The 20,702-nt window shown below is 39.4% G+C and carries 18 protein-coding genes and 1 pseudogene; 9 read left to right on the top strand and 10 right to left on the bottom strand.

What is annotated here, in order from left to right:
* Positions 1-32 precede the first annotated feature (32 nt).
* From cas3f to BS636_RS15665, 9 genes and pseudogenes are all read right to left on the bottom strand, one after another.
* Positions 33-3,518: a type I-F CRISPR-associated helicase Cas3f gene (cas3f, locus tag BS636_RS15640; RefSeq protein WP_099339712.1), complete on the bottom strand. Its 3,486-nt coding sequence runs from the start codon at positions 3,516-3,518 to the stop codon at positions 33-35.
* A gap of 5 nt (positions 3,519-3,523) precedes the next feature.
* Entirely contained in the window at positions 3,524-4,483 is a 960-nt protein-coding gene (gene cas1f / locus BS636_RS15645) for a type I-F CRISPR-associated endonuclease Cas1f (RefSeq protein ID WP_099339713.1), read from the bottom strand.
* 395 nt (positions 4,484-4,878) lie between these two features.
* Positions 4,879-5,019, bottom strand: a complete 141-nt coding sequence (locus BS636_RS16655; protein WP_416202920.1) for a transposase domain-containing protein — start codon at positions 5,017-5,019, stop codon at positions 4,879-4,881.
* Positions 5,005-5,868 (bottom strand): annotated as a pseudogene (gene tnpC, locus BS636_RS16660) (IS66 family transposase); the annotation flags it as partial. The pseudogene tnpC and the gene BS636_RS16655, both read right to left, overlap by 15 nt.
* Before the next feature lie 45 nt (positions 5,869-5,913).
* Positions 5,914-6,339, bottom strand: coding sequence for an IS66 family transposase zinc-finger binding domain-containing protein (locus BS636_RS16665; protein ID WP_416202918.1), 426 nt, complete (start codon positions 6,337-6,339; stop codon positions 5,914-5,916).
* Positions 6,320-6,493, bottom strand: coding sequence for a hypothetical protein (locus BS636_RS16670; RefSeq protein ID WP_416202919.1), 174 nt, complete (start codon positions 6,491-6,493; stop codon positions 6,320-6,322). The genes BS636_RS16665 and BS636_RS16670 overlap by 20 nt, the downstream gene beginning before the upstream one ends.
* 118 nt (positions 6,494-6,611) lie before the next feature.
* Positions 6,612-6,908, bottom strand: a complete 297-nt coding sequence (gene tnpB, locus BS636_RS15655; protein WP_099339714.1) for an IS66 family insertion sequence element accessory protein TnpB — start codon at positions 6,906-6,908, stop codon at positions 6,612-6,614.
* A gap of 203 nt (positions 6,909-7,111) precedes the next feature.
* Complete coding sequence (gene yddG / locus BS636_RS15660) at positions 7,112-8,017, bottom strand: aromatic amino acid DMT transporter YddG (RefSeq protein WP_099339715.1); 906 nt, start codon at positions 8,015-8,017, stop codon at positions 7,112-7,114.
* Between the two features lie 34 nt (positions 8,018-8,051).
* Positions 8,052-8,234: a type II toxin-antitoxin system Phd/YefM family antitoxin gene (locus tag BS636_RS15665; protein ID WP_099339716.1), complete on the bottom strand. Its 183-nt coding sequence runs from the start codon at positions 8,232-8,234 to the stop codon at positions 8,052-8,054.
* 416 nt (positions 8,235-8,650) lie between these two features.
* Here BS636_RS15665 and BS636_RS15670 point away from each other — a divergent pair, with 416 nt between their 5' ends.
* The 5 genes from BS636_RS15670 to BS636_RS15690 all read left to right on the top strand — a co-directional run bounded on the left by BS636_RS15670 (position 8,651) and on the right by BS636_RS15690 (position 13,750).
* A complete protein-coding gene (locus BS636_RS15670; protein WP_099339717.1) occupies positions 8,651-9,970 on the top strand; it encodes an NAD(P)/FAD-dependent oxidoreductase in 1,320 nt (439 codons plus the stop codon).
* A 109-nt stretch (positions 9,971-10,079) separates the two neighbouring features.
* Positions 10,080-11,459, top strand: a complete 1,380-nt coding sequence (locus tag BS636_RS15675) for an MFS transporter (RefSeq protein WP_099339718.1) — start codon at positions 10,080-10,082, stop codon at positions 11,457-11,459.
* A gap of 17 nt (positions 11,460-11,476) precedes the next feature.
* Entirely contained in the window at positions 11,477-11,827 is a 351-nt protein-coding gene (locus tag BS636_RS15680) for a cupin domain-containing protein (RefSeq protein ID WP_099339719.1), read from the top strand.
* A gap of 11 nt (positions 11,828-11,838) precedes the next feature.
* Positions 11,839-12,189 (top strand): RidA family protein, encoded by a 351-nt coding sequence (locus BS636_RS15685; RefSeq protein ID WP_099339720.1) that lies wholly within the window; start codon positions 11,839-11,841, stop codon positions 12,187-12,189.
* A 70-nt stretch (positions 12,190-12,259) separates the two neighbouring features.
* On the top strand, positions 12,260-13,750 hold the full coding sequence (locus BS636_RS15690; RefSeq protein ID WP_099339721.1) for an FAD-dependent oxidoreductase: 1,491 nt from the start codon (positions 12,260-12,262) through the stop codon (positions 13,748-13,750).
* A gap of 35 nt (positions 13,751-13,785) precedes the next feature.
* Here the strand turns inward: BS636_RS15690 and BS636_RS15695 are convergent, their stop codons facing one another.
* Positions 13,786-14,838: a GlxA family transcriptional regulator gene (locus BS636_RS15695; RefSeq protein ID WP_099339722.1), complete on the bottom strand. Its 1,053-nt coding sequence runs from the start codon at positions 14,836-14,838 to the stop codon at positions 13,786-13,788.
* A gap of 357 nt (positions 14,839-15,195) precedes the next feature.
* Between BS636_RS15695 and BS636_RS15700 the strand changes: the two genes are divergently transcribed.
* The 4 genes from BS636_RS15700 to BS636_RS15715 all read left to right on the top strand — a co-directional run bounded on the left by BS636_RS15700 (position 15,196) and on the right by BS636_RS15715 (position 20,550).
* Positions 15,196-16,584, top strand: a complete 1,389-nt coding sequence (locus BS636_RS15700; protein WP_099339723.1) for an NAD(P)/FAD-dependent oxidoreductase — start codon at positions 15,196-15,198, stop codon at positions 16,582-16,584.
* 12 nt (positions 16,585-16,596) lie between these two features.
* Positions 16,597-17,580, top strand: a complete 984-nt coding sequence (locus BS636_RS15705; RefSeq protein WP_099339724.1) for an NAD(P)-dependent oxidoreductase — start codon at positions 16,597-16,599, stop codon at positions 17,578-17,580.
* The gene (locus BS636_RS15710) at positions 17,568-19,019 is read left to right on the top strand and encodes an aldehyde dehydrogenase family protein (protein ID WP_099339725.1); all 1,452 of its coding nucleotides are present in this window, start codon (positions 17,568-17,570) and stop codon (positions 19,017-19,019) included. The genes BS636_RS15705 and BS636_RS15710 overlap by 13 nt, the downstream gene beginning before the upstream one ends.
* A 121-nt stretch (positions 19,020-19,140) precedes the next feature.
* Positions 19,141-20,550 carry an FAD-binding oxidoreductase gene (locus BS636_RS15715; protein WP_099339726.1) on the top strand — a complete coding sequence of 470 codons (1,410 nt, stop codon included), beginning with the start codon at positions 19,141-19,143 and terminating at the stop codon, positions 20,548-20,550.
* Positions 20,551-20,702 lie beyond the last annotated feature (152 nt).

A 20,702-nucleotide genomic window follows, 5' to 3' on the forward strand; every position in this document is an offset into this window, starting at 1 on the left:
ATAGGCAGCTTAGAAAGCTAGGTTTATCAGGGTTATTCCCTGATAAATCCTAGCCAATTATGGTATTTCCACTTTTGTAGGTCTTTTAACTCGGGTAAATTCAAACTTAAATAACGACCACAGTTTTCACTCCAAATCCTGTCATTTGGATTGACCTCTAAATATTTCTGCAATGCTTGCTGAGGGTTCTGATTTGGCCAACAATGAATCTGCGGATTGTCAGCTAGATCAACTCGTCGAATTAAACTTTCTTCATACAGCCAATTTCCCGTTTTATCGTTATAGGCATAAAGACCTAACGCTTCCTCATCTTCCTCCGCTCTAAATGCCATGAACTTTTCTGCTTGTGATTGTCTAAACTGGCTTAAGCGTTGCAAAATCCCCGTATAATGAATCGGTGTATTCCAAAAAGCATAGGTTGGAAATTTAATCGGCACACTTCTACTCACTCGCATATCAGGGCTAATGCCTTGCCCCAATAAAATTGAGTGCATGCGATCATGCTCTAAATCAACCAAATTTGGATAACCAAATTTTTCATAATATTTCTTTAAGTAGTTTGCTCCCGGTTGCTGCAAACGTGGTATAGCATCTAATTGGTCTAGATGAGCTTTTCGAATTAATCCATCATCAATATCTTTAGTAACACCATTTAAAAAATGTCTAGTCGTCTTAAACTCAAAACCCGTCGCCTCAAAGCCTGGGCGTGAAAAACAACTTCGATCAGGATGTTTAAAATGTCGAATATTGGTTTCCATTAAAAAGACATTTGGCTTGTCATTAGCTTCTATGCGATGACGTCGTACCCGTCCAGAAGCCTGAATAATCGAACGCATAGACGATGGTTCTAGAATCATCCAATCATAATCATGATCACGCCCCACCTCACAAACAGGGGAAGCTAAGACCAAAATAATATGCTGTTGTTCTGGATATCGATTTAGCCACCCCTGCACCATTGGATGATCATGTGGCTGTTTAGATTGATTTCGATCTAAAATTTCATCTAAATATTTTTCAATATTTGCACGCATCAACAATGGAAAGCGCGAATGATAGACACAAATATGAATGCGGACATTTGGATCAATCTGCTGTTTTAATAACTGCTGAGCAATTTCAGCTAATGGATCAATATTGGCAAAGCGTACTAAACCCACACTGTATTGTTTGCCTGTATTAGGATCTGTAATTGAATTTTCACCATGTGCAAGCATTGTCGTTTGCAGAATTTTTTCTGTAAAAACTTTTTCCCACTTCTCCTGCGCTGATATTCTTCGCGGTAAACCCACCCATTCAACTGTACGTCGTTTGGTTTGCTGTGCTTGCTGATTTAAGAACTCAACACGTTGTTTAGTAAATTTGAGATGGGCTTTTTTAAAAATGTCATTCGCTTGACTATCATTGATATTTTGATCGCACGGAATAACCTCATGACAAATACTGTTAGGGTTTTCATCAAACCATGCAGCAATAATCGGTTGGTCTACCTGTGTACGATTTTTATTATAAAATTTACGCCCAGAACTATACGCCAAATACAAACCATTAATTTCGGCAGGTGTGAGCGTTGCCGATGACAATAATACCCGACTACCCAACAAACCTGCCCAATGCACCAAACGTGTCAGCGCATAATAATCTTCAGGGGAAAAATCATCAGGTTCATCCAATACCAAATCTGATGACATTAAACGTAACATCGGTGCAATTTGTTTTCCGCCACGAGTACTTTCAGTGGCTGGAATTAAATGATCTATCGTGCAACATAAAATTGGACTCATCAGCATTTTTCTTACTTGATGATTTCCCTTTAACCATTTGGCAAACATATGCTGCTGATCAAGAATACCTTCAAAATCTAGTTCATGATCATCATAATCAACATAGCTTTCTTCATCTGTCAGCCCATTTAAGGATTCTGAACCGATATTTTCTGCAATATACTGATTTTGTTTCGGATCAAGATTTTCTATATTTTCTTCTAAAATTTCTTTTGAATCTTTCTGGCTATAATGCTCAAAGATTTCTTTAACTGCTCCACCACCGACCATAATGGCTAAATCAGTTTCGTCTAAATCCAGTTTCTGACGTAAAGCTTTACCTGTTTGCAAAGTTAATGTTCTAAGACCTAGAGCAATATTAAAACGTGCACCTTTTTCAGGATCAGCAAGACCGTACATAATTCGGGTATTACCCAAGGTTTTGCCTCGCCCAGTCGAAGCCAAATTCACACCAAAAAAACCATGATTTGGATAATCTTTTTGTATTTTACACGCTAACTGATAAGACTTATCTTGCCATTGATAATATGAGTTATTGGTTTTACCTTCTAAACCTTTTTGTTGAGGTAGACGATCAAACAATGCATCTAATCGAGTCAGTGCACCCATCAGTTGCCTCGCCGATTGGCTTACCCCCACCAAATGATCGTCTAAGCTTTGCTTTAATGCACCAAATTTATCCGTATTGGCATATCGATCATACTTTGGATCATGCCATTTAGGATTGGCATCACAACTTGAATAATAATGGTCTGACAACATTAAGGTCAGCCGTGAAATATGACTCACATATGGATCATCTAATCCAATCGAATGAGGAAGATTCAGTAATTGCTTTAAATTACGTGCACAGGAATTTACTTCTCTACACCATGTTTCACTATTGAAAGGAATATGCTCTTGCCGAATATTCCAGCATTTTTTAATCTCTTTTTGTTGAGTACTATCACCATCTACATATTGTTTTGGATAGCACCAACTAAATTTTAAGTCACTCCAAATTGATTCAAATTTATCTGTTTTATAGCTTGAATCTTTGGTATTTGGTATCGGTAAACGATGATGTGAAACAATCAGCCACGCTGTTAGTTTTGCAATGGTTGGTAAATTTTGAAAAGGTGAGCCTGATACTTGGTTTATTCCATCTTTAATGACTTGATCCAACCAAGAAAAATTATGATTTTTATCAGACATGGATACAAGGGCATCAATCCAATCTTTATCTTCTTCACCACAGCTTTGCACAAAAGCTTCAAATAATCTCAGAGAAATCCATTCATGTCTAAATGGATCAGCTACTGGTTTTTTACTCTTCGAAACATTTTTTAATTTCGCAGCAAAAAATGGATTAATTTTGCCAAAGTCATGAAATAGTGCAGCGATGCGAGTGACTTGACTGACAAAACTTGCTGAGTGCCAATTTTGATCACAATAATCTACTTTTAACTGTTTTGATGTTCGATTTACCGGCACAATCCCCTCACGATTAAACTTATTCCGATTCCCCACAATCCACAGCAACTCACTGCGACGTCTGCCTCGAATCCAATGACAACTGACCGCTGTACTTTTGGTCACAGTCTTACGCAGTAACTTTTTCACCGCTATTAGACCGTCTTCTGTAATCACTGTTTGCCACGTGTTATCCCCAATCCGATCAGCAAAAGCATCCAATACTCGACGAGTACGTGGAATGGCTTTCTTTTCGCATTGACTAATAAAGGTCACAATCATAATGCTTACCCCTCTACATCATGATTTTTGCAAGCTTGTGCTTTGACCTGATCAAACATAAAGTCCAATACCTTATGCTCAGTAAATTTCTGTAAAATCTGCTGCCGAAACTCTTGCTCGGTCATTTTCTCTTTGGCACAAATAAAGGCATAGGGTAAAACCACTGCGTCTTTAATTAAATCCGCTACATCAAAGACCAATGCCCCACGACGGGTTTTACCATGCATCACTGCAAAACCATGTGGAATACCCAAAACCCAAAGTGTTGTAGCAGCTAAACCGTAGGCCAAATAATTACCGTGATTTAAAAAATCATTGGCTAAATCCCCTTGTTCAGGGTTACGACTAAAATCCTTAAGCCCTGTCCGAGTCGCAGCAATTTTATAAAGTAGTTTCGTTGTGGCAGCTTCAGCAAGTAACAGATCACCAACCTTACTTTGCAATGGAATTTTTGCACGATAAGCATTGAGTGCTTGTTGAATATCTAAATCATCGATATGAAAGCTATATTCTTTTAAATCCCGATCTTTTGCCCAAATTTTGTGAATGTATTCAATTCGTGCGACTTGAAATTGCTTTGCCACTTCTAAACGTTTTGCTTCATCAAACCAAAAAGACAACCAACCTTGCACATATTCAGTGGGACGATATTCACTTTGTGGTGTCATCCACTCAATTTCACATCCCATAAATAAAGGTGTTCCACCACCGCCCGTAAAACCAACGAGTACGCCGGCACTCGCCAACATGCGCATTGCAGCTTGGGTAATGGATGTCCCTGTACCAAGCATAATGACTGTGGTATTGGCTATCGGGATATTCCAATACTGATTTTCATTTTTAGCTTCTGTTAAATACAAAACACGCCCATCTTTTTGCATGACGCGGCAATGCTCGAGATAGTACAAATTTGCACGTTTAGAATGTAGTATGGCTTTTAAATCTGTGGGATTAAGATTATCCATTGTTTACTTGTAAAGAATTATTTATGAATTAATCTATGAAATTTAAGGTAAATATTCTAGTGATTTTATTTTTTAGACGACAAGTTACGTCACCAAAAAATAATGTAGCTTAAGTACCCCTCTTATCTACGAATCACCAACTTAATTTCAGCTCATTGATGAATTTCATAAACTGACTAACCGATAAGGTATTGGGTGATTTTTACTTTATTCACAGAGAACGGAATTAGTACAGAAAATTTTCATGCATGATCTTATAAATGGCAAGACATGCTAAATGACAAATACTATGACTTCTTTTACAGCGCGGATTCAAATCTCAAGTGCAACACATTTGTAGGTGGTTGAAAAAGTTAGGTGTATTGTAAGCATCCGCTGAACCCCATCGCTATATTTTAACGGGGTTCAGGTTTCCATCGGTGTGGCAGCAATTCTTCTATTTGGGTCGCTTTGTGTGTCGGCAGCCTTTTCAGCACATCACTTAAATAGGCATACGGATCCAGTCCATTCAGCTTGGCTGACTGGATTAACGTCATGATATTCGCCGCTCGCTGACCACTTCGTAGCGAGCCCGCAAACAGCCAATTCTTACGCCCTAAGGCCCAAGGACGCATCTGGTTCTCAACCCACATCCTCGTATACGAGGATGGGCAAATAGGTAAATTGCCATCATCCAGATAGCGGCTTAAAGCACTCCAACGTTTTAGGCTGTAATTGATGGCTTTGGCTGTGGCAGAACTTGGTGGCACCTTTACAGCGTGCTGGTTGAGCCAATCATACAGCTGTTGCATCACCGGTTGACTATGCTGCTGCCGGTAGTCGTAGCGTTCTTGTGCTGTATTGTCAGTCTCTTTTCTGAGTTCTGCTTCTATCGCATAGAGTTTTTGAATCAGTGCTAATGCCTGTTCAGCAATTTGACTTTTCCCAGTCACATGCAGTTCATGGAATCTACGACGTGCATGGGCCATGCAGCCTACTTCAATGATTTGACCTGATTTAAAGCGGGCTTTGTAGCCACTGTAATCATCACAGACCAAATGACCCTGCCAGTCTTGCAGAAAGTCTTCTGCATGCTGACCTGAACGACTCGGCTGGAAGTCATAGATCACCGCCTGAATAGGATTGTATTGTGTGGTGGCATAAGCCCAGACATAACCTTTCTGTGGTTTTTTCTCTTTATAACCAAGTTGCATGATGGTGACTGGTGTTTCATCTGCATGAAGCACTTACTGTTGTAGCACCATTTTTTTAAGGCATTGGCTAGAGGTTCTAGTTCCACACCACAGCGACCAATCTGAGAAGCACTGCTTCGCAAGGGACAGCGTAGATCGAGAAAGATCAATACCAGCCCGTTGATAGATCAGGCGCTGACGGTACAGCGGCAAATGATTGGCATATTTAGAGACCAGTACATGGCTCAGTAGTTCAGGTTAAGCGATCCCTTTATCAATGACATACGCAGGCATCACTTGCTGAGTCAGGGTATCACACTGATCACAGACCCATTTGCCACGCACATGTTGTTCTTTATAGAACTGTGCCGGTCTGAAATTCAGTTTTTCACTCACATCTTCACCGATACGACGCAACTGACAACCACAATCACATTGGTTTGATGCAGGTTCATGCTCAATACGTACACTCGCTAGATGATCTGGCAATAGTCGACGTTTAGGTTTATTGGTTTTGGCTTTCTGTGTCGATCCATCTATTTTATCTGCATTCAGCCGTTCCAGTTCTAGCTCGACTGCTGCGATATCTTCTTCAACCGCTTCATCCCACAAATGGATTTGTTTGGCGGTGAGATGTTCATTTTTGCTGCCAAATTTGTGTTTTTTAAATAGCGCCAGGCTCATGCTCGTATTTTTGGTTGAGAATGGAAAGATGTTGAACTTTGGCATCTAATTGCTGATTTGATTTTTCTAATTGTTGATGCTGCATCGCTAACTGTCTGGTGAATTCCAGTAGTTGTTCATGGGGCAGTTGGCTTAAGTCAGGTAGCGTATTCATGACCACAGTATAGTATGCCTGAGGTCATGAGAGTAAAGGAATAGAACCTTTGGAGAATAGCAGAACCAAGTGGCTTGGTTTAGAGCATATTCACCACCTGCTGTCGACCAACTCTTTGCTAGGGCAAGCCTTGGATTAATGCTTGTAATTGTTCCGAACTGAGTGAGATGGTTTCACCTTGATGAACCTGAGCCCAGTGGAATTTACCCTGTTCCAGACGCCGGGCACACAGCCATATGCCCGGTCCATCATGTACCAGTACTTTCATCCGATAACCACGTTTATTACAGAATAGGTAAGCGCAATAGGGTTTGATCGAACCAAAGGCTCTCAGCACCTGAGCCATGGCAGTATCCATCCCTGCACGCATATCCATTGGCTGAGTAGACAACCAGATTTCATCAATACGGATCATTGAGTCAAACCCTGTATCAGCACCAGTAATTCAGTCACTGATTCCACAGGCCATTCAATCTTGATTATCTGATCCCGTGTGCAACCTTGTTCCTGATGCACTGGTATGCTGATATGAGAATCATACAAATTAACCCATCAAAATAAGCCAACAATTCAAATTATGGAATCATTGGCTTAAATAGGCTTCGGGTTAATTAATGTTCAAATACTAGCTCTTTTAATTAAATTCCAGTTTGTTGCTATCCAACATATAAATGAGCCTACAATTACCATACATGTGCCTTTCCAAAAACTTACTGACAAATCAGTTTGCAGAATGAGCATAGCACTTAAGGAGGAAAGTATAGGAGAACAATAAGTTGCAGCCACTAAAATAGTAATATTACCCCTCATGATTCCTATATTCCAAGCGGCATAACCTAATCCAACGGCCAAGCCTGCCGATACGATATATAAAGTTGTTATCAAATTTAGACTCGGAACTAGTAACTCCTCTACCCATAAAAATTTGATCCAAAGGATGATTGCCGTAAAAATAAAAAAAATAGAAATTGGATTATTTCCTTCACTCATTTTTTTAGTGATCACACAATAAATCGACCATATTATTGCCGCTGCTAGCGCCAAAATATAGCTTATCGGGTTACTTTTAAAATTTTCAATAACCTGGTTAAGATCTAAACCCGACTCACCTGTTTGAATATAAATAATTCCAATAATTGAAAGTAATAAGCCAAAAATGACCCAAATACTAAATTTTAGTTCTTGAACTAGAATAAAAGCCATTACCATTAAACTAGGCCATAAATAATGAATAATATTAACTTCAATCGATTGTTGGGCATTTTCTGCATAAGCAATAGCAAATGCAAAAGATAATTCATAGCCACAAAATAATAATGTCCCCAAAAATAAATATTTTTTAGAAATTTTTCTTAAATTAGGTAATTTAAAAATTAGCAACACTAAAAGCGCACTACAGCTATAGACCAATGTAATACCTAAATCAGCACCCAAGAGCATACTGACTTTCTTTATTAGCCCTGCCATCAAGGACCACAATAAAATTGCACTGAGCCCAATTAATGTTGCTACATTTTTTGTCATTATTTTCCCACTATTTAACTATATTCATTACAAACTATTTTGTTTTTTCATATTGTGATGTATAAAGTGCTTTTTGATAGGCTTCATAGGATGCTTTACTGATAATTACAGCAGAATCTCGGCCTCGACGTGTAATTTCAACTGGTTGCCCATCTATGGCTTTATTTATAAGCATAGATAACTGAGCTCTGGCTTTTGAATAGTTTAAGATTTCCATCTATTACTCCTAAGTATCAAAACAGTTATAAGACTCAATCTGCACTTGCTCTGTTCTTCATTTAAAAATGCTTTATTACACTGGCAATACTTAGCTCAGCCAAGCTTGAAATAAAACTATTCTGTCTCAAAAATAACTTTATTCATCAAATGCTTACAAGATTAAAAGCTTTTTTATAAACTATAATTTATAGCCTGCTTATCTAAGCATTACCAAATATTTAAAAATATAAAAAAAATGTCAATTTATCCCATAAAAGGTAAAGACCTATAATTACATCAAATATTTATTCAAAATGTAGGCTTGAATCTAAATTTACCTAAATGTCCTATTTATCCTAAAAATCGCCCATTTTGTTATATGAAAGACATGGCAATGAGTTCAAAAATAATGAAAAGGATTTTTAGGATTTGATCATGGCAAGAATAAGTTCAACACCTGCTGATGATGATGGATGTGCATGGTTTCAATTGAGTCCCAATCGAGTACCACAACCAGAATTACAAGGATTAGTAAAAGCTGACTGGGTGATAGTGGGTGCAGGCTTTACTGGGCTAGCAGCAGCACGACAACTTGCATTGAATTTCCCAGAAGATCATATCGTTTTGGTTGAAGCTCAAGTTGTAGGATATGGAGCTTCAGGACGCAATTCTGGCTTTATGATCGATCTGCCACATGACATTGGTGCAGCGGATTATATTGGAGATATCAAAACAGCAGGGATGCATTTAAAATTGAATCAAGCTGCGCAGAAACTGATTCAAAAACTGGTTAAGGAATATCAGATTGATTGTCAACTCGACCCAGCTGGAAAATACCAAGCTGCTGTAGAGCCACGAGGTTTAGCTATACTGGAGGCTTATAAACAAGGTTTAGAAAAATTAGGCCAATATTCAGAAATAATTAATGAACAGGACATTCCTGAACACCTCGGCACTCACTTTTATAAAAAAGCTTTATATACACCTGGCACACTGCTAGTTCAACCAGCAGCTATTGTAAAAGGCTTGGCAGATCATTTACCTAAGAATGTCACACTCTATGAAAATACTACTATCACTGAGATCGAATATGATCAAAGAATCGCTTTATATTCCCCTTCTGGTACGCTGATCGCCAATAAAATGATCTTAACTAATAACGCTTTCGCATCGCACTTTGGATTTTTAAAAGGTCGCTTATTACCCGTTTTTACCTACGCTAGTATGACTCGAATACTGACTAAAGAAGAACAGCAAACTTTGGGTGGGAAAAAAACTTGGGGCATTATTCCGGCCGATCCATTTGGTAGCACACTCAGACGTACGCCAGATAATCGTTTGTTAGTTCGTAATAGTTTTAGCTTTAATCCTGATGGTCGTAGTAAGCAATATTTCTTATCAGGAGTTAATAAACGGCAAAAACAATCATTTCAAAACAGATTCCCAATGTTGCCCAATGTAGAGTTTGAATATACATGGGGCGGTTCAATGTGCTTATCGCGTAATCATGAATCATTTTTTGGGCAATTGGCACCAAATGTTTATGGGGCCTTATGCTGGAATGGCTTAGGCACGACCAAAGGAACGATTGCTGGCACCTTACTGGCAGACTGGCTTGCTGGGGAAAGAAATGAACTAATTGATTTCTTGATTTCCTCTCCAGGACCGAATGCTAATCCACCTCAACCTTTTTTATCGCTGGGCGTCAATCTTAATCTAATGCTTGGACAATATAGATCAGGCCTAGAAAGTTAATTCATTCACTAATCAGCATAAACATATTCGCCTAAAACATGAGGCAAGGATTCTTATGTTTAAAAAATGGTTAGAGCACTAAAAAGTTAACGTAATTAAAGGAATTATTATGAATAGAAAAGTTCCATTGGAGGATATCCCTCTAAATAGTTTTCATAAAAAGCTAACGTTTTACTCTGCTGGCGGTCCATTCCTAGATGGTTATGTATTAAGCATCATCGGGGTGGTGATGTTTCAAATTTCAGAATCTTTACAGTTAACAACACTGTGGCAAGGACTCATTGCTTCTTCTGCATTAGTGGGTGTATTTCTAGGTGGCTTTCTTGGTGGATGGTTCACAGACAAATATGGTCGTAAAGTACTTTATTTAGTTGATCTAATAGCAATTGTTGGGTTCTCAGTTGCTCAATTCTGGGTTGAATCTGCCATTATGTTATTTATATGGCGGCTCTTGATTGGAATTGCAGTTGGCGCTGACTATCCAATTGCAACTTCATTTTTAGCAGAATATTTACCAAAGAAAAATCGTGGGCCGCGTCTTGCTGCAATGGTAATGATGTGGTTCGCAGGTGCAGCAGCATCTTATATCGTTGGTGAGCTAATATTAAGCTATGTTGGTGGTCCAGATGCATGGCGTTGGGTATTAGCTAGTACTATTATTCCGGGTGCAATTTTCCTAATTGCCCGTGCGGGTACACCTGAATCTCCTCGCTGGCTGCTCAACAAAGGCCGTATAAAAGAAGCCGATTTGGTTATTAAAAAGGTATATGGACCTGAGTACTCAATTAGTGACCTATCTGAACAACAAGTAGATGAAAAATCGAAAGTTCCTGTTGGTGCTTTATTCCACTCCGGCTATGGTAAACGCATGTTGTTTATCTGTTTATTCTGGACTTGCGCCATTATCCCAATCTATGCAATTTATTCTTTTGCACCTCAATTTGTTAAAGCCTTAAATTTAACTGGTTCCATGGCAACTTGGGGTTCTGTAGCCATTACAGTCCTGTTTTTAATTGGCTGCATGTTAGCCAGTATGCTAGTAAGCGTTATGGGCCGTAAAAAATTACTCTTTCATAGCTTCTTATGGTCTGGAGTAGCTATTTTCCTATTAGGTATTAACCCATCTGCCTCTGCTACCCTTGTGCTGATTTTATTTGGTGGCTTCGCCATTCTAATGGGAGGTGCTCAAGTTCTACAGTATGTTTATCCAAATGAACTTTTCCCTACAGAGATCCGCGCTTCAGCAGTTGGATTGGGTACATCATTAAGCCGCATTGGTGCAACTATAGGCACATATTTAGTTCCATTCTCTTTGGCTTCATTAGGCGTATCTACAACAATGGTAATTGCTTCAATTATTTGCCTTATTGGTGCATGGTCAGCTTGGGCATTGGCGCCAGATATTGACTCTATGGACCTGAATGATGCAGCAAGATTAGATAATGAGCCTAAATCAACGGTTCGCAATCCTAAAATTAAATTTGATTAAATACACGGAGAATTATCATGACTCAGACATTAATTGTGGTTAAAAATGCTGTAAATGCTGAATTGGGCGCACCTGCTCCTGCGAAGCTACCAGTTGGTGATTTACTTGCCTTACAAAGTACAGCACAGGATCAAGAGTCACAGGAGCTTGAAGCTAGTATCGGTATTTGGGAAAGTTCTCCGGGGCAATTTAAACGCCATGTTGCTAATCGTGAATTTAGTCATATTGTTAAAGGTCGGTGTACCTTTACTCCAGAGGGAGGCGAACCTGTAGAACTTTGTGCAGGGGATGCTGTGTTATTCCCAGCTAACTGCCAGGGTGTCTGGGATATTCAAGAAGACTTTCGAAAAACTTACTGTATTTTTTAGGATCCAAAGTTATGGCAGACATTAAACGGATCATGAGTGGATTACGTGCTAGTCAAGTAGTAATAAGTGGGAATCAACTTGAGACCGCTGGTATTGTAGCTGAATGTACAGATAAAGGTATTATCGAGCAGACCGAATCTGTATTAGCTCAATTAGAGCAGCTCTTACATACAGCAGGTATAGATAAAAACCATATCACACGTATTCAAATATGGCTCTCAGATATGGCTCATTTTAATGAGATGAATCAGGTCTATGACACATGGGTCAGCACTATTGAAAAGCCAGCACGTGCATGCGTGGGTGCTCAATTAGCTAGTCCTGATTATTTAATCGAGATTCAAGCAACTGCATCGATTTAATCCTTTTAAGGGCGTATTCCATAGTGGATATGCCCTTAATGATGTTATTGATAATTTTTTGAGGGAAAAAATGGAAAGACTGCCATTATATCAACTAGATCAGCAAGTCTTTGATGTAGTTGTAATCGGAGGAGGTGCCGTAGGTTGTGCCTCGGCTAGACAGCTTGCAGGTAGAGGATTTAAATGTTTGCTCATTGATCGTAGTGATTTTGCTGCCGGGACCTCTTCACGCTCAAGTCGTATGCTGTATTCAGGACTTGGCTATCTTGCTACTAAACATCCTCTCTGGCAAATACCCTTCCGTCCTGCAGAAATGATCCAACGTTTACGTTATACCGCTGAAGTAATGCGCTGCCGGGCTGAGCTGGTTCAGGAAATGCCAAATCATCTTACTAAGCATACCTTTGTCTATCCATTTCGTGAAGGAGATCAATTTCCACCACCATTAGTTAATATAGGATTTAAATTAATTGAAGGGATGGATGGCTGGAAAGTTCCACTTGCTTATCAACGTACTTCAAGAGACGGTGCTGCTGAAAAAATTCCACTTGTCCGTGGACTACATCCAAAAGTTAAGAGTGTCGGTATTTTTGAGGAATACATGTATGCTTGGCCTGAGCGTATTTGTCTGGATACTGCTCTAGATGCGGAACAAAAAGGGGCAATTATTCGTAACTATACAGAAGTGACTGCAATTACTCCGCAAGACCAAGGTTGGCAGATTAATTTAAAAGATTGCGCTCCTGATGTTGAAGCCAAAGCTACTGTTCAAGCAAAAATTGTAATTAATGCTGGTGGTCCTTGGGTCGACCATATTCCGGATGCAGGTGGTGAACTTAAAAAGAGAGTTATTGGCATTAAAGGTGTTAATGTCATGATCCGCTTACCAGAAGCCTATAAAGGACAAGGACTGGAAGCCTTTTCTAGCAAAGGTGAGCCATTTTATGTATTCCCTTGGCGAGATTTGCATTTCATTGGCCCGACAGAAACTGTTTTTACTGATAATCCAGATACAGTTCAAGTTGAAGATCATGAAATTGACTATATTTTGAATGAAGCAAATATTCTATTTCCTGAGCTTAAGCTGAGTAGAAAAGATGTACAGCATTGCTGGTGTGGGGTACGTCCTACTTCTACTATTGATGGTAAACAAGTTAGTCTGCCCGTCCGTCTCAGTGAAAATCCGGAAAAACCTGGAATTTTAACCTTAACAGGCTCTACTATCATGTTGCATCGCCATGCTAGTCGCTTGGTAGCCAAAGCTGTAGAGTCAAAATTAGGCTTACGCGGTGAAGCTCCCAAAAATGTAATTAAACCAGATGGCTTATTTTTCGATGATCTTACGAAAATTATCCGTGAAGAACATGTAGTTCGCTTAGTCGATCTTATACGCCGACGTTTACCAGACGGATTAAATCCTGATTTGGGTCATAACCGGGCAGAAGAATTATCACATCTTGCGGCTAAGATATTAGGCTGGACAGAAAATCGACGTCTTGAAGAGCTGGCTTTTTTTAGAGAAGATACTCTACGCACCTATCGACAATTAAAGGTTGCTTAAATAGAAAAAAACAGGAACTTTAAATGTTCCTGTTTCTAATTTAATTTTTCTACTTCATGACGGCGTTTACGGTAAGCAAATGGAGTTTCTCCATATTGCTTTTTAAACCATAGAATAAAATGAGATGCATCAGAAAAACCACATTCAATTGCAATAGTCGTGACATAAGAACTTGTATTCGCGAGTAGTTTGCGTGCATGTGCTAATCGTAAACGACGCCAGTAATTTGCAGGTGACTCATTAGTGTTAGCTACAAACACACGGTGTAATTGACGTGGGTTTGTTTTGACATGCTCTGCAACTTCCTTAAGCGTAACATGTGCGCTTAAATTTTCACTCATAAAGGCAATCGCACGCGATACCGTAGTATTTTCATAAGTACTAGGATTATCTAAAACGGGGAACTCATTGGTTCTGATTGGTTTCTCGGAATTGATCAGCAGATATTCTAAGCCTTTTTGTGCTCTGATATCCCCACAATGCTGCCGAATCAGGTTCGCAGCCAAGTCAATTGCCGTTCCTCCTGGACAAGTAAATATGCCTCGATCTTCTACATACGTTTTATCAATCAATGCAAGAGCTTTGGGGAAGTTCTCAATAAATTCATCACGAATTGTAAAATGAACAGCACATTTACGCCCATCCAAAATCCCCGCCTTTCCTAATACAAAGCTACTTGAACATAAAGCAATTAAAGGAGTTTTCGAAAGATGCAATTCCTTCATCGCTTCTACCAGCTCTTCTGGCGGATGTCGTGTTTCACTCATGAGCCCCCCAGCAATCACGACATAATCATAGTTTTCTTTCAAATCTTGTAAGTTAAAGGCTTTAGTAGGATTAATAGATAAGCCACAACTTGCCGAGACCGGCTGATCATTAAAGGTCATCCAATCCCATTTACAATAAATTTGGAAACTACGAAACGATCGATCTGCAGCAAATCTAAGTGACTCAACTAAGCCAGTGACAGGGGCTAAAGTAAATTTATTCATTAGAATGAAAGCTACTCTCATATCTGGACTAATAGGATCAGAGCTTTCTTCAGGATCTAAGATTTCTTCGTAAGCAGAAGTGTTTATGTTTCTCATATTACAGCATTAATTTCCATTCAAATGGTGTAATTGTTAATCATTTTTGTCTTTTTTATTATATCGCTGTTTTCTCTTTAAAGCTCTTTATATTGTATTGCACTAATGGAGTATACCTCTCTGCCCTATTTTATGAATTTATCTATAACTCATATATGCTGTATAAAATAACATAATTATCTACCTCTACAGTTTACCTAATTAATCTACTGCTTTATAAAAACTTATTTTTATTTTTAATTGGCGATTGTTCAACTCGACCAAGACTTACTAATTATTGTCATAATCTTTCTATTCTCCTTACGCATGTATGTCCAAAATCTTACATAGCAAGATATATGTATGATGAGGAAAATTATGTACCGTGGATTTTGGTATGCACAGGCATTAGATCGTGAAAGTGCACTTTCTCCTGCTTTACAAGGAACTGTTAAAGCTGATGTCTGTATTATTGGAGGAGGTTATCTTGGCCTATGGTCCGCCATTCGATTAAAAAAATCTAATCCTAATATGAATATTATTATTATTGAACAAGATCGCTGCGGTTCAGGGGCTAGTGGGCGAAATGGTGGCTTTGTCAATAACTGGTGGCCGAAGTATTTGTCTTTAGTAGAAATTTGTGGAGAGCAAGAAGCACGTCGTATTTGTCAGGCAGCAGAGTCTGCAATTGATGAGATGGGAGAATTCTGCCGTGAACATAAAATTGATGCCCAATTCCGTAAAGATGGTTTGTTATGGGGTGCAAGTAACAAACGTCAACTAGATTCTTGGTTAGGCCTAACCACTGAATTAGAAAAACACAATGTTAATCCATTCAAAATAATCGATCCCCAAGAGCTACGACAACGCTCAGGTTCACCGCGCTTTTTAGCGGGGGTCTATGACCCAAACGCTGCGACGGTACAGCCAGCTTTATTGGCACGTGGGTTAAGACGTGTAGCGCTAGAAATGGGCGTTACTATTTATGAAAAGTCCCCAATGACACGCTTAGAGCGTAGTGAAACTCCAGTAGTGCACAGCGAAAACGGTAAAGTTATTGCGAAAAAAGTAGTAATTGCGATGAATGCTTGGGGAGCACAATTCCCAGAATTACGCCGCATGATCATGGTTATGTCGAGTGATATGGTCGCTACTGCACCTGCTAAAGAGCGTCTAGATGAAATTGGCTTTAAGGGTGGCGAGTGCGTAATGGATTCACGAACTATTCTTAACTATTGGCGTAATACCCCTGATGGTCGCATTGTATTTGGCAAACCTTTAGGTGACTTCGCCTTTGGCGGAAAAATTGGTGATCTTTACGAATGCCCTTCCCCCGCGGCAGCTGGAGTTGAAGCTGAGATGCGTAGTTTTTACCCGCAACTGGAAGATGTACCTGTGATCAGCAGTTGGACTGGTCCGTTGGATCGTGCAATGAAAGGGCTTCCTAACTTTGGCCATTTAGGTGGTCATAAAAATATTATTTTTGGTATTGGTTTCTCTGGAAACGGTGTAGGTACTACGGTTTTTGCTAGCCGAATTATTAAGTCCTTAGTAGAGGATGCGAATGACGAATGGGCAAATTGCGGTCTAGTCGAGCAAAAAATGAAGTTACTGCCGCCAGAACCATTCCGTTATATCGGTGCACACTGGGTTCGTGATGCACTTGTTCGAAAAGAATCATTGGAAGACTTCGATCAGGATGCAGGTGTAATTACTAATATCCTAGCTCGTATGGCTCCTGCAGGATATGCACCTAAGAAAAAATAAGGAAGAAATAGAATGGATCATCATATTGTTTTTCTTGACGATGAGGGAATTGGCCCAACCGTAACTCTGCCCCAATTACCTTTTTCTCATCAATGGACTAGTTATCGTTATACACAGCCGGAACAGGTAATAGAACGTCTACAAAATGCGACAGTGGCTTTGACCTGTAGTGTTCCTTTACGCAAAGAACATTTGATGCAATTACCTAAGCTTAAAATGATTTCATTAGCTTTAACGGGTACTGATATTGTTGATTTAGATTACTGCCATGAACACGGCATTATGGTTACCAATGTACCAGCTTATGCACAAAATACTGTTGCCGAGCATGTGATAGGTATGATTTTTAGCCTGATGCGACAACATGATAATTATCGTAATCTGCTGAAGAAAGTTACTCGAGGTGAAGCTGAACCACAGAATATCTATTTTGATTACCGGATTCGCGATGTTCGTGGACAAAAGTTGGGCATTATCGGACATGGAGCAATTGCTAAACGTCTTGCTGAGTTAGCTCGTGCCGTCGGCATGCAACCCCGCTTTTTTGATCGTCATGGTAAATATAAAGGTGAAGAATTTGCTAGCTTTCAACAGATTCTAGCTGAAAGTGATGTAATTTCGCTTTGTTGTCCTTTAACACCAGAAACGCTGAACTTAATCGATGATGCTGAACTATCCCAAATGAAAAGTGATGCAATCCTGATCAACACTGCTCGGGGTGGAATTGTCAATGAACAGGCTTTAATCAAGGCTCTGCAAACTGGACAAATTGGTGGTGCAGGTCTAGACGTGGTGGTTAATGAACCTATTCATCCCGATGATCCTTTATTTCAGCTTATCGATTATCCAAATTTCATTCTTAACCCACATGTGGCTTGGAGCAGTGAAGATGCCATGCAAGGTCTGATTAATCGTTCGATTGATAACATCATTGACTTTGTACGCGGTGAAATTCCACTTTCAGCAATTCAAAAGGAAATAACATGTCAGGCTTAATTAAAACTAGTTTTGTAAATGGTAAGTTTGTAGATGTTCAAGGACATGAAGAAATTTTAAAGAATATTAATCCTTCTAATCCTGCTCATATTGTTGATCAATTTGCCCGTGCTGATGTTGCCCTAACCGAACAAGCAATTGCAGCCGCAAAAGCAGCGAGTAGTGTATGGGCTCATAGTAATCCTCAAACACGTGCAGATGTTCTTGATAAGATTGGTACAGAGATTTTAGAGCGTCGAGAAGAATTAGCACGCTTGTTAAGCGTAGAAGAAGGTAAAATTTTTAAGGAAGCCTTAGGTGAAGTTGAACGCGCAGGACGTTCTTTTAAATTTTATGCCCAAGAAGCATTGCGAGCAGTGGGTGAAAAGTATAATTCAGTAAGGGATCAGGTTGGTATTGATGTCTATACTCAAGCGATTGGTGTGGTAGGCATTATCAGTCCATGGAACTTCCCAATTGCTATTCCTGCATGGAAGATAGCGCCAGCATTATGTTTTGGCAATGCAGTCGTATTTAAACCTGCAGAATTGGTACCTTCTTCGGCTTGGGCTCTGGCTGAGATAATTTCGCGCTCAAGCTTACCAGATGGAGTCTTCAACATGCTAATTGGTCCGGGACGAAAAGTCGGTGATACCATTATTCGCTCTCCAGATGTGCACGCTATTACTTTTACAGGTTCAGAACAGACCGGAAGACAAGTCGCAGAAATTGCAGCTTCCCGACTTGCACGTGTACAACTAGAAATGGGAGGCAAAAACCCTTTAATTGTGCTTGACGATGCAGAATTAGAATTAGCAGTTGATGTAGCTTTGCAAGGATCTTTTTTCTCTACAGGCCAGCGCTGCACCGCCAGTTCAAGAGTAATTGTCACAACTGGTATTTACGATTCTTTTATTGCTCGTCTCGAAGAAAAAACCCGTGCTTTAAAGATTGGAGATGCAACAGACCCAGATACAGATATCGGGCCTGTGGTTGATGAGAAACAGTTAAAACAGAATTTAAGTTATATCCGGGCAGGACAAGACGAAGGAGCTACACTAGTCTACGGCGGTGAGCACTTACCTAAAGAAAATGGTGGTTATTATTTTACCCCTGCTCTATTTACCAATGTTCAGCCACATATGCGAATCTATCGTGAAGAAATTTTTGGTCCAGTGCTCTGTGTGCTTAAAGTAAATAACTATGAGGAAGCTTTTGCAGCTGCTGAGGATACACCTTTTGGTTTGTCAGCTGGCATTGTCACTACCTCTTTAAAGTATGCAGAAGATTTCAAGAGAAGATCCTCAGCAGGTATGGTCATGGTCAATTTGGCAACTGCTGGAGTTGATTATCATGTGGCCTTTGGTGGCAATAAAGCCTCAAGTCTAGGTTCTAGAGAACAAGGGACTTATGCTCGACAGTTTTTTACTAAAGTAAAAACTACTTACCAATTGGCATAAAGGGTCAGTGATTACCGTTTCCTGATGTATAACGAGCACTTAAACCATCAGGAAACGACATACTCAAGGCATGATGACTCATTATTTCTTTAATTCTTCCTTAATTTTAACGGTTTTTAGAATGAATAGCTTTTATCAACTTTCGACTGACATACTAAGCGCATTACAAAATATTGTCGGTGAAAACCGTGTAAAAACAGATCAAGATAGCTTAGAGCACTGGGGTAAAGATCATACTAAACACTTTTCCCCTAGACCTGCTGTAATTGTTTTTCCAGACACCACCGAACAAATCCAAGAAATTGTCAAACTAGCTAATCATTACCACTTTGCTATCACTCCATCTGGAGGCCGTACAGGACTGTCTGCAGGAGCAGTAGCTTATCAAGGTGAAGTCGTAATTAGTCTAGATAAAATGAATAAAATCCTAGACTTTTATCCGGCAGATCGCATGGTACGCATTCAAGCCGGAGTTATTACTGAACAGCTTCAGGATTATGCTGAAGAACAAGGCTTATATTATCCAGTCGATTTTGCCTCTGCTGGTTCAAGCCAAATAGGTGGAAATATTTCTACTAATGCTGGTGGTATTAAAGTTATCAAATACGGTATGACCCGCAATTGGATTTTAGGTCTTACAGTAGTCACTGGTCAGGGTGATATTCTTCATCTGAATAAAGGCATGATCAAAAATGCAACCGGCTATGCTTTACAGCATTTATTTATTGGAGCTGAAGGAACTTTAGGTATTGTCACAGAAGCTGAGATTCGTCTGGAACGCCAGCCTCAAGATTTACAAGTTTTAGTTTTAGGTGTTCCTGACTTCGAATCAGTTATGCCTATCATGCATGCATTTCGAAAAGATATTGATCTAACTGCATTTGAATTTTTCAATGATTTGTCCATGCAAAAAGTTCTTGATCATGGTTTAGTACAACGTCCTTTTGAGACCAGCTGTCCATTTTATGTATTGCTTGAATTCGAAGCTCCATATGAACCTATCATTAATAAAGCTATGCAGATTTTTGAAAATTGTATGGAACAAGGCTGGATACTTGATGGAGTTATGAGCCAGTCTCTTGAACAAGTGCAGAACTTATGGCGCTTAAGAGAAGATATTTCAGAGTCGATCGCAGCATATACTCCATATAAAAACGATATTTCCGTTTTGATTAGCCATGTTCCAGATTTTATTTCAGCTGTAGATCGTATTGTCGCCGAAAAATATCCTGATTTTGAGAGTTGCTGGTTCGGACATATTGGTGATGGCAATCTACATTTAAATATTCTAAAACCTGCCAATTTGAGCAAAGAAGAATTTTTTACTGCGTGTGAGCAAGTTAATACTTATGTCTTTAATGTAGTGCAGCAATTCAATGGTTCAGTTTCTGCAGAACATGGTGTAGGACTGACCAAAAAACCATATCTCTCCTTTAGCCGCAGTGAGCAGGAAATTTCCTATATGAAGGCTCTGAAAACCGTCTTTGATCCTAACTGGATTATGAATCCTGGAAAATTATTAGATCAATAAATATCAAGTAAATAGGTCGCTCTAATACCCTAAATATAAATCCCGGATAATCATCTAAACATGTTTATCCCTAGGAGGATGCCGTGCAACTTAAATAGGTATTAATAACTAAATATTAAATATATTTAAATAAAACAAATTGTTAGTAAAAA

The sequence above is a fragment of the Acinetobacter sp. LoGeW2-3 genome, from assembly GCF_002688565.1.
Classification (GTDB): domain Bacteria; phylum Pseudomonadota; class Gammaproteobacteria; order Pseudomonadales; family Moraxellaceae; genus Acinetobacter.

Bases quoted from the DNA above. Each gene is read 5' to 3' on its own strand.
- cas3f (WP_099339712.1), bottom strand. From the start codon at position 3,518: ATGATTGTGACCTTTATTAGTCAATGCGAAAAGAAAGCCATTCCACGT.
- cas1f (WP_099339713.1), bottom strand. From the start codon at position 4,483: ATGGATAATCTTAATCCCACAGATTTAAAAGCCATACTACATTCTAAA.
- BS636_RS16655 (WP_416202920.1), bottom strand. From the start codon at position 5,019: ATGACGTTAATCCAGTCAGCCAAGCTGAATGGACTGGATCCGTATGCC.
- BS636_RS16665 (WP_416202918.1), bottom strand. From the start codon at position 6,339: ATGAGCCTGGCGCTATTTAAAAAACACAAATTTGGCAGCAAAAATGAA.
- BS636_RS16670 (WP_416202919.1), bottom strand. From the start codon at position 6,493: ATGAATACGCTACCTGACTTAAGCCAACTGCCCCATGAACAACTACTG.
- tnpB (WP_099339714.1), bottom strand. From the start codon at position 6,908: ATGATCCGTATTGATGAAATCTGGTTGTCTACTCAGCCAATGGATATG.
- yddG (WP_099339715.1), bottom strand. From the start codon at position 8,017: ATGACAAAAAATGTAGCAACATTAATTGGGCTCAGTGCAATTTTATTG.
- BS636_RS15665 (WP_099339716.1), bottom strand. From the start codon at position 8,234: ATGGAAATCTTAAACTATTCAAAAGCCAGAGCTCAGTTATCTATGCTT.
- BS636_RS15670 (WP_099339717.1), top strand. From the start codon at position 8,651: ATGGCAAGAATAAGTTCAACACCTGCTGATGATGATGGATGTGCATGG.
- BS636_RS15675 (WP_099339718.1), top strand. From the start codon at position 10,080: ATGAATAGAAAAGTTCCATTGGAGGATATCCCTCTAAATAGTTTTCAT.
- BS636_RS15680 (WP_099339719.1), top strand. From the start codon at position 11,477: ATGACTCAGACATTAATTGTGGTTAAAAATGCTGTAAATGCTGAATTG.
- BS636_RS15685 (WP_099339720.1), top strand. From the start codon at position 11,839: ATGGCAGACATTAAACGGATCATGAGTGGATTACGTGCTAGTCAAGTA.
- BS636_RS15690 (WP_099339721.1), top strand. From the start codon at position 12,260: ATGGAAAGACTGCCATTATATCAACTAGATCAGCAAGTCTTTGATGTA.
- BS636_RS15695 (WP_099339722.1), bottom strand. From the start codon at position 14,838: ATGAGAAACATAAACACTTCTGCTTACGAAGAAATCTTAGATCCTGAA.
- BS636_RS15700 (WP_099339723.1), top strand. From the start codon at position 15,196: ATGTACCGTGGATTTTGGTATGCACAGGCATTAGATCGTGAAAGTGCA.
- BS636_RS15705 (WP_099339724.1), top strand. From the start codon at position 16,597: ATGGATCATCATATTGTTTTTCTTGACGATGAGGGAATTGGCCCAACC.
- BS636_RS15710 (WP_099339725.1), top strand. From the start codon at position 17,568: ATGTCAGGCTTAATTAAAACTAGTTTTGTAAATGGTAAGTTTGTAGAT.
- BS636_RS15715 (WP_099339726.1), top strand. From the start codon at position 19,141: ATGAATAGCTTTTATCAACTTTCGACTGACATACTAAGCGCATTACAA.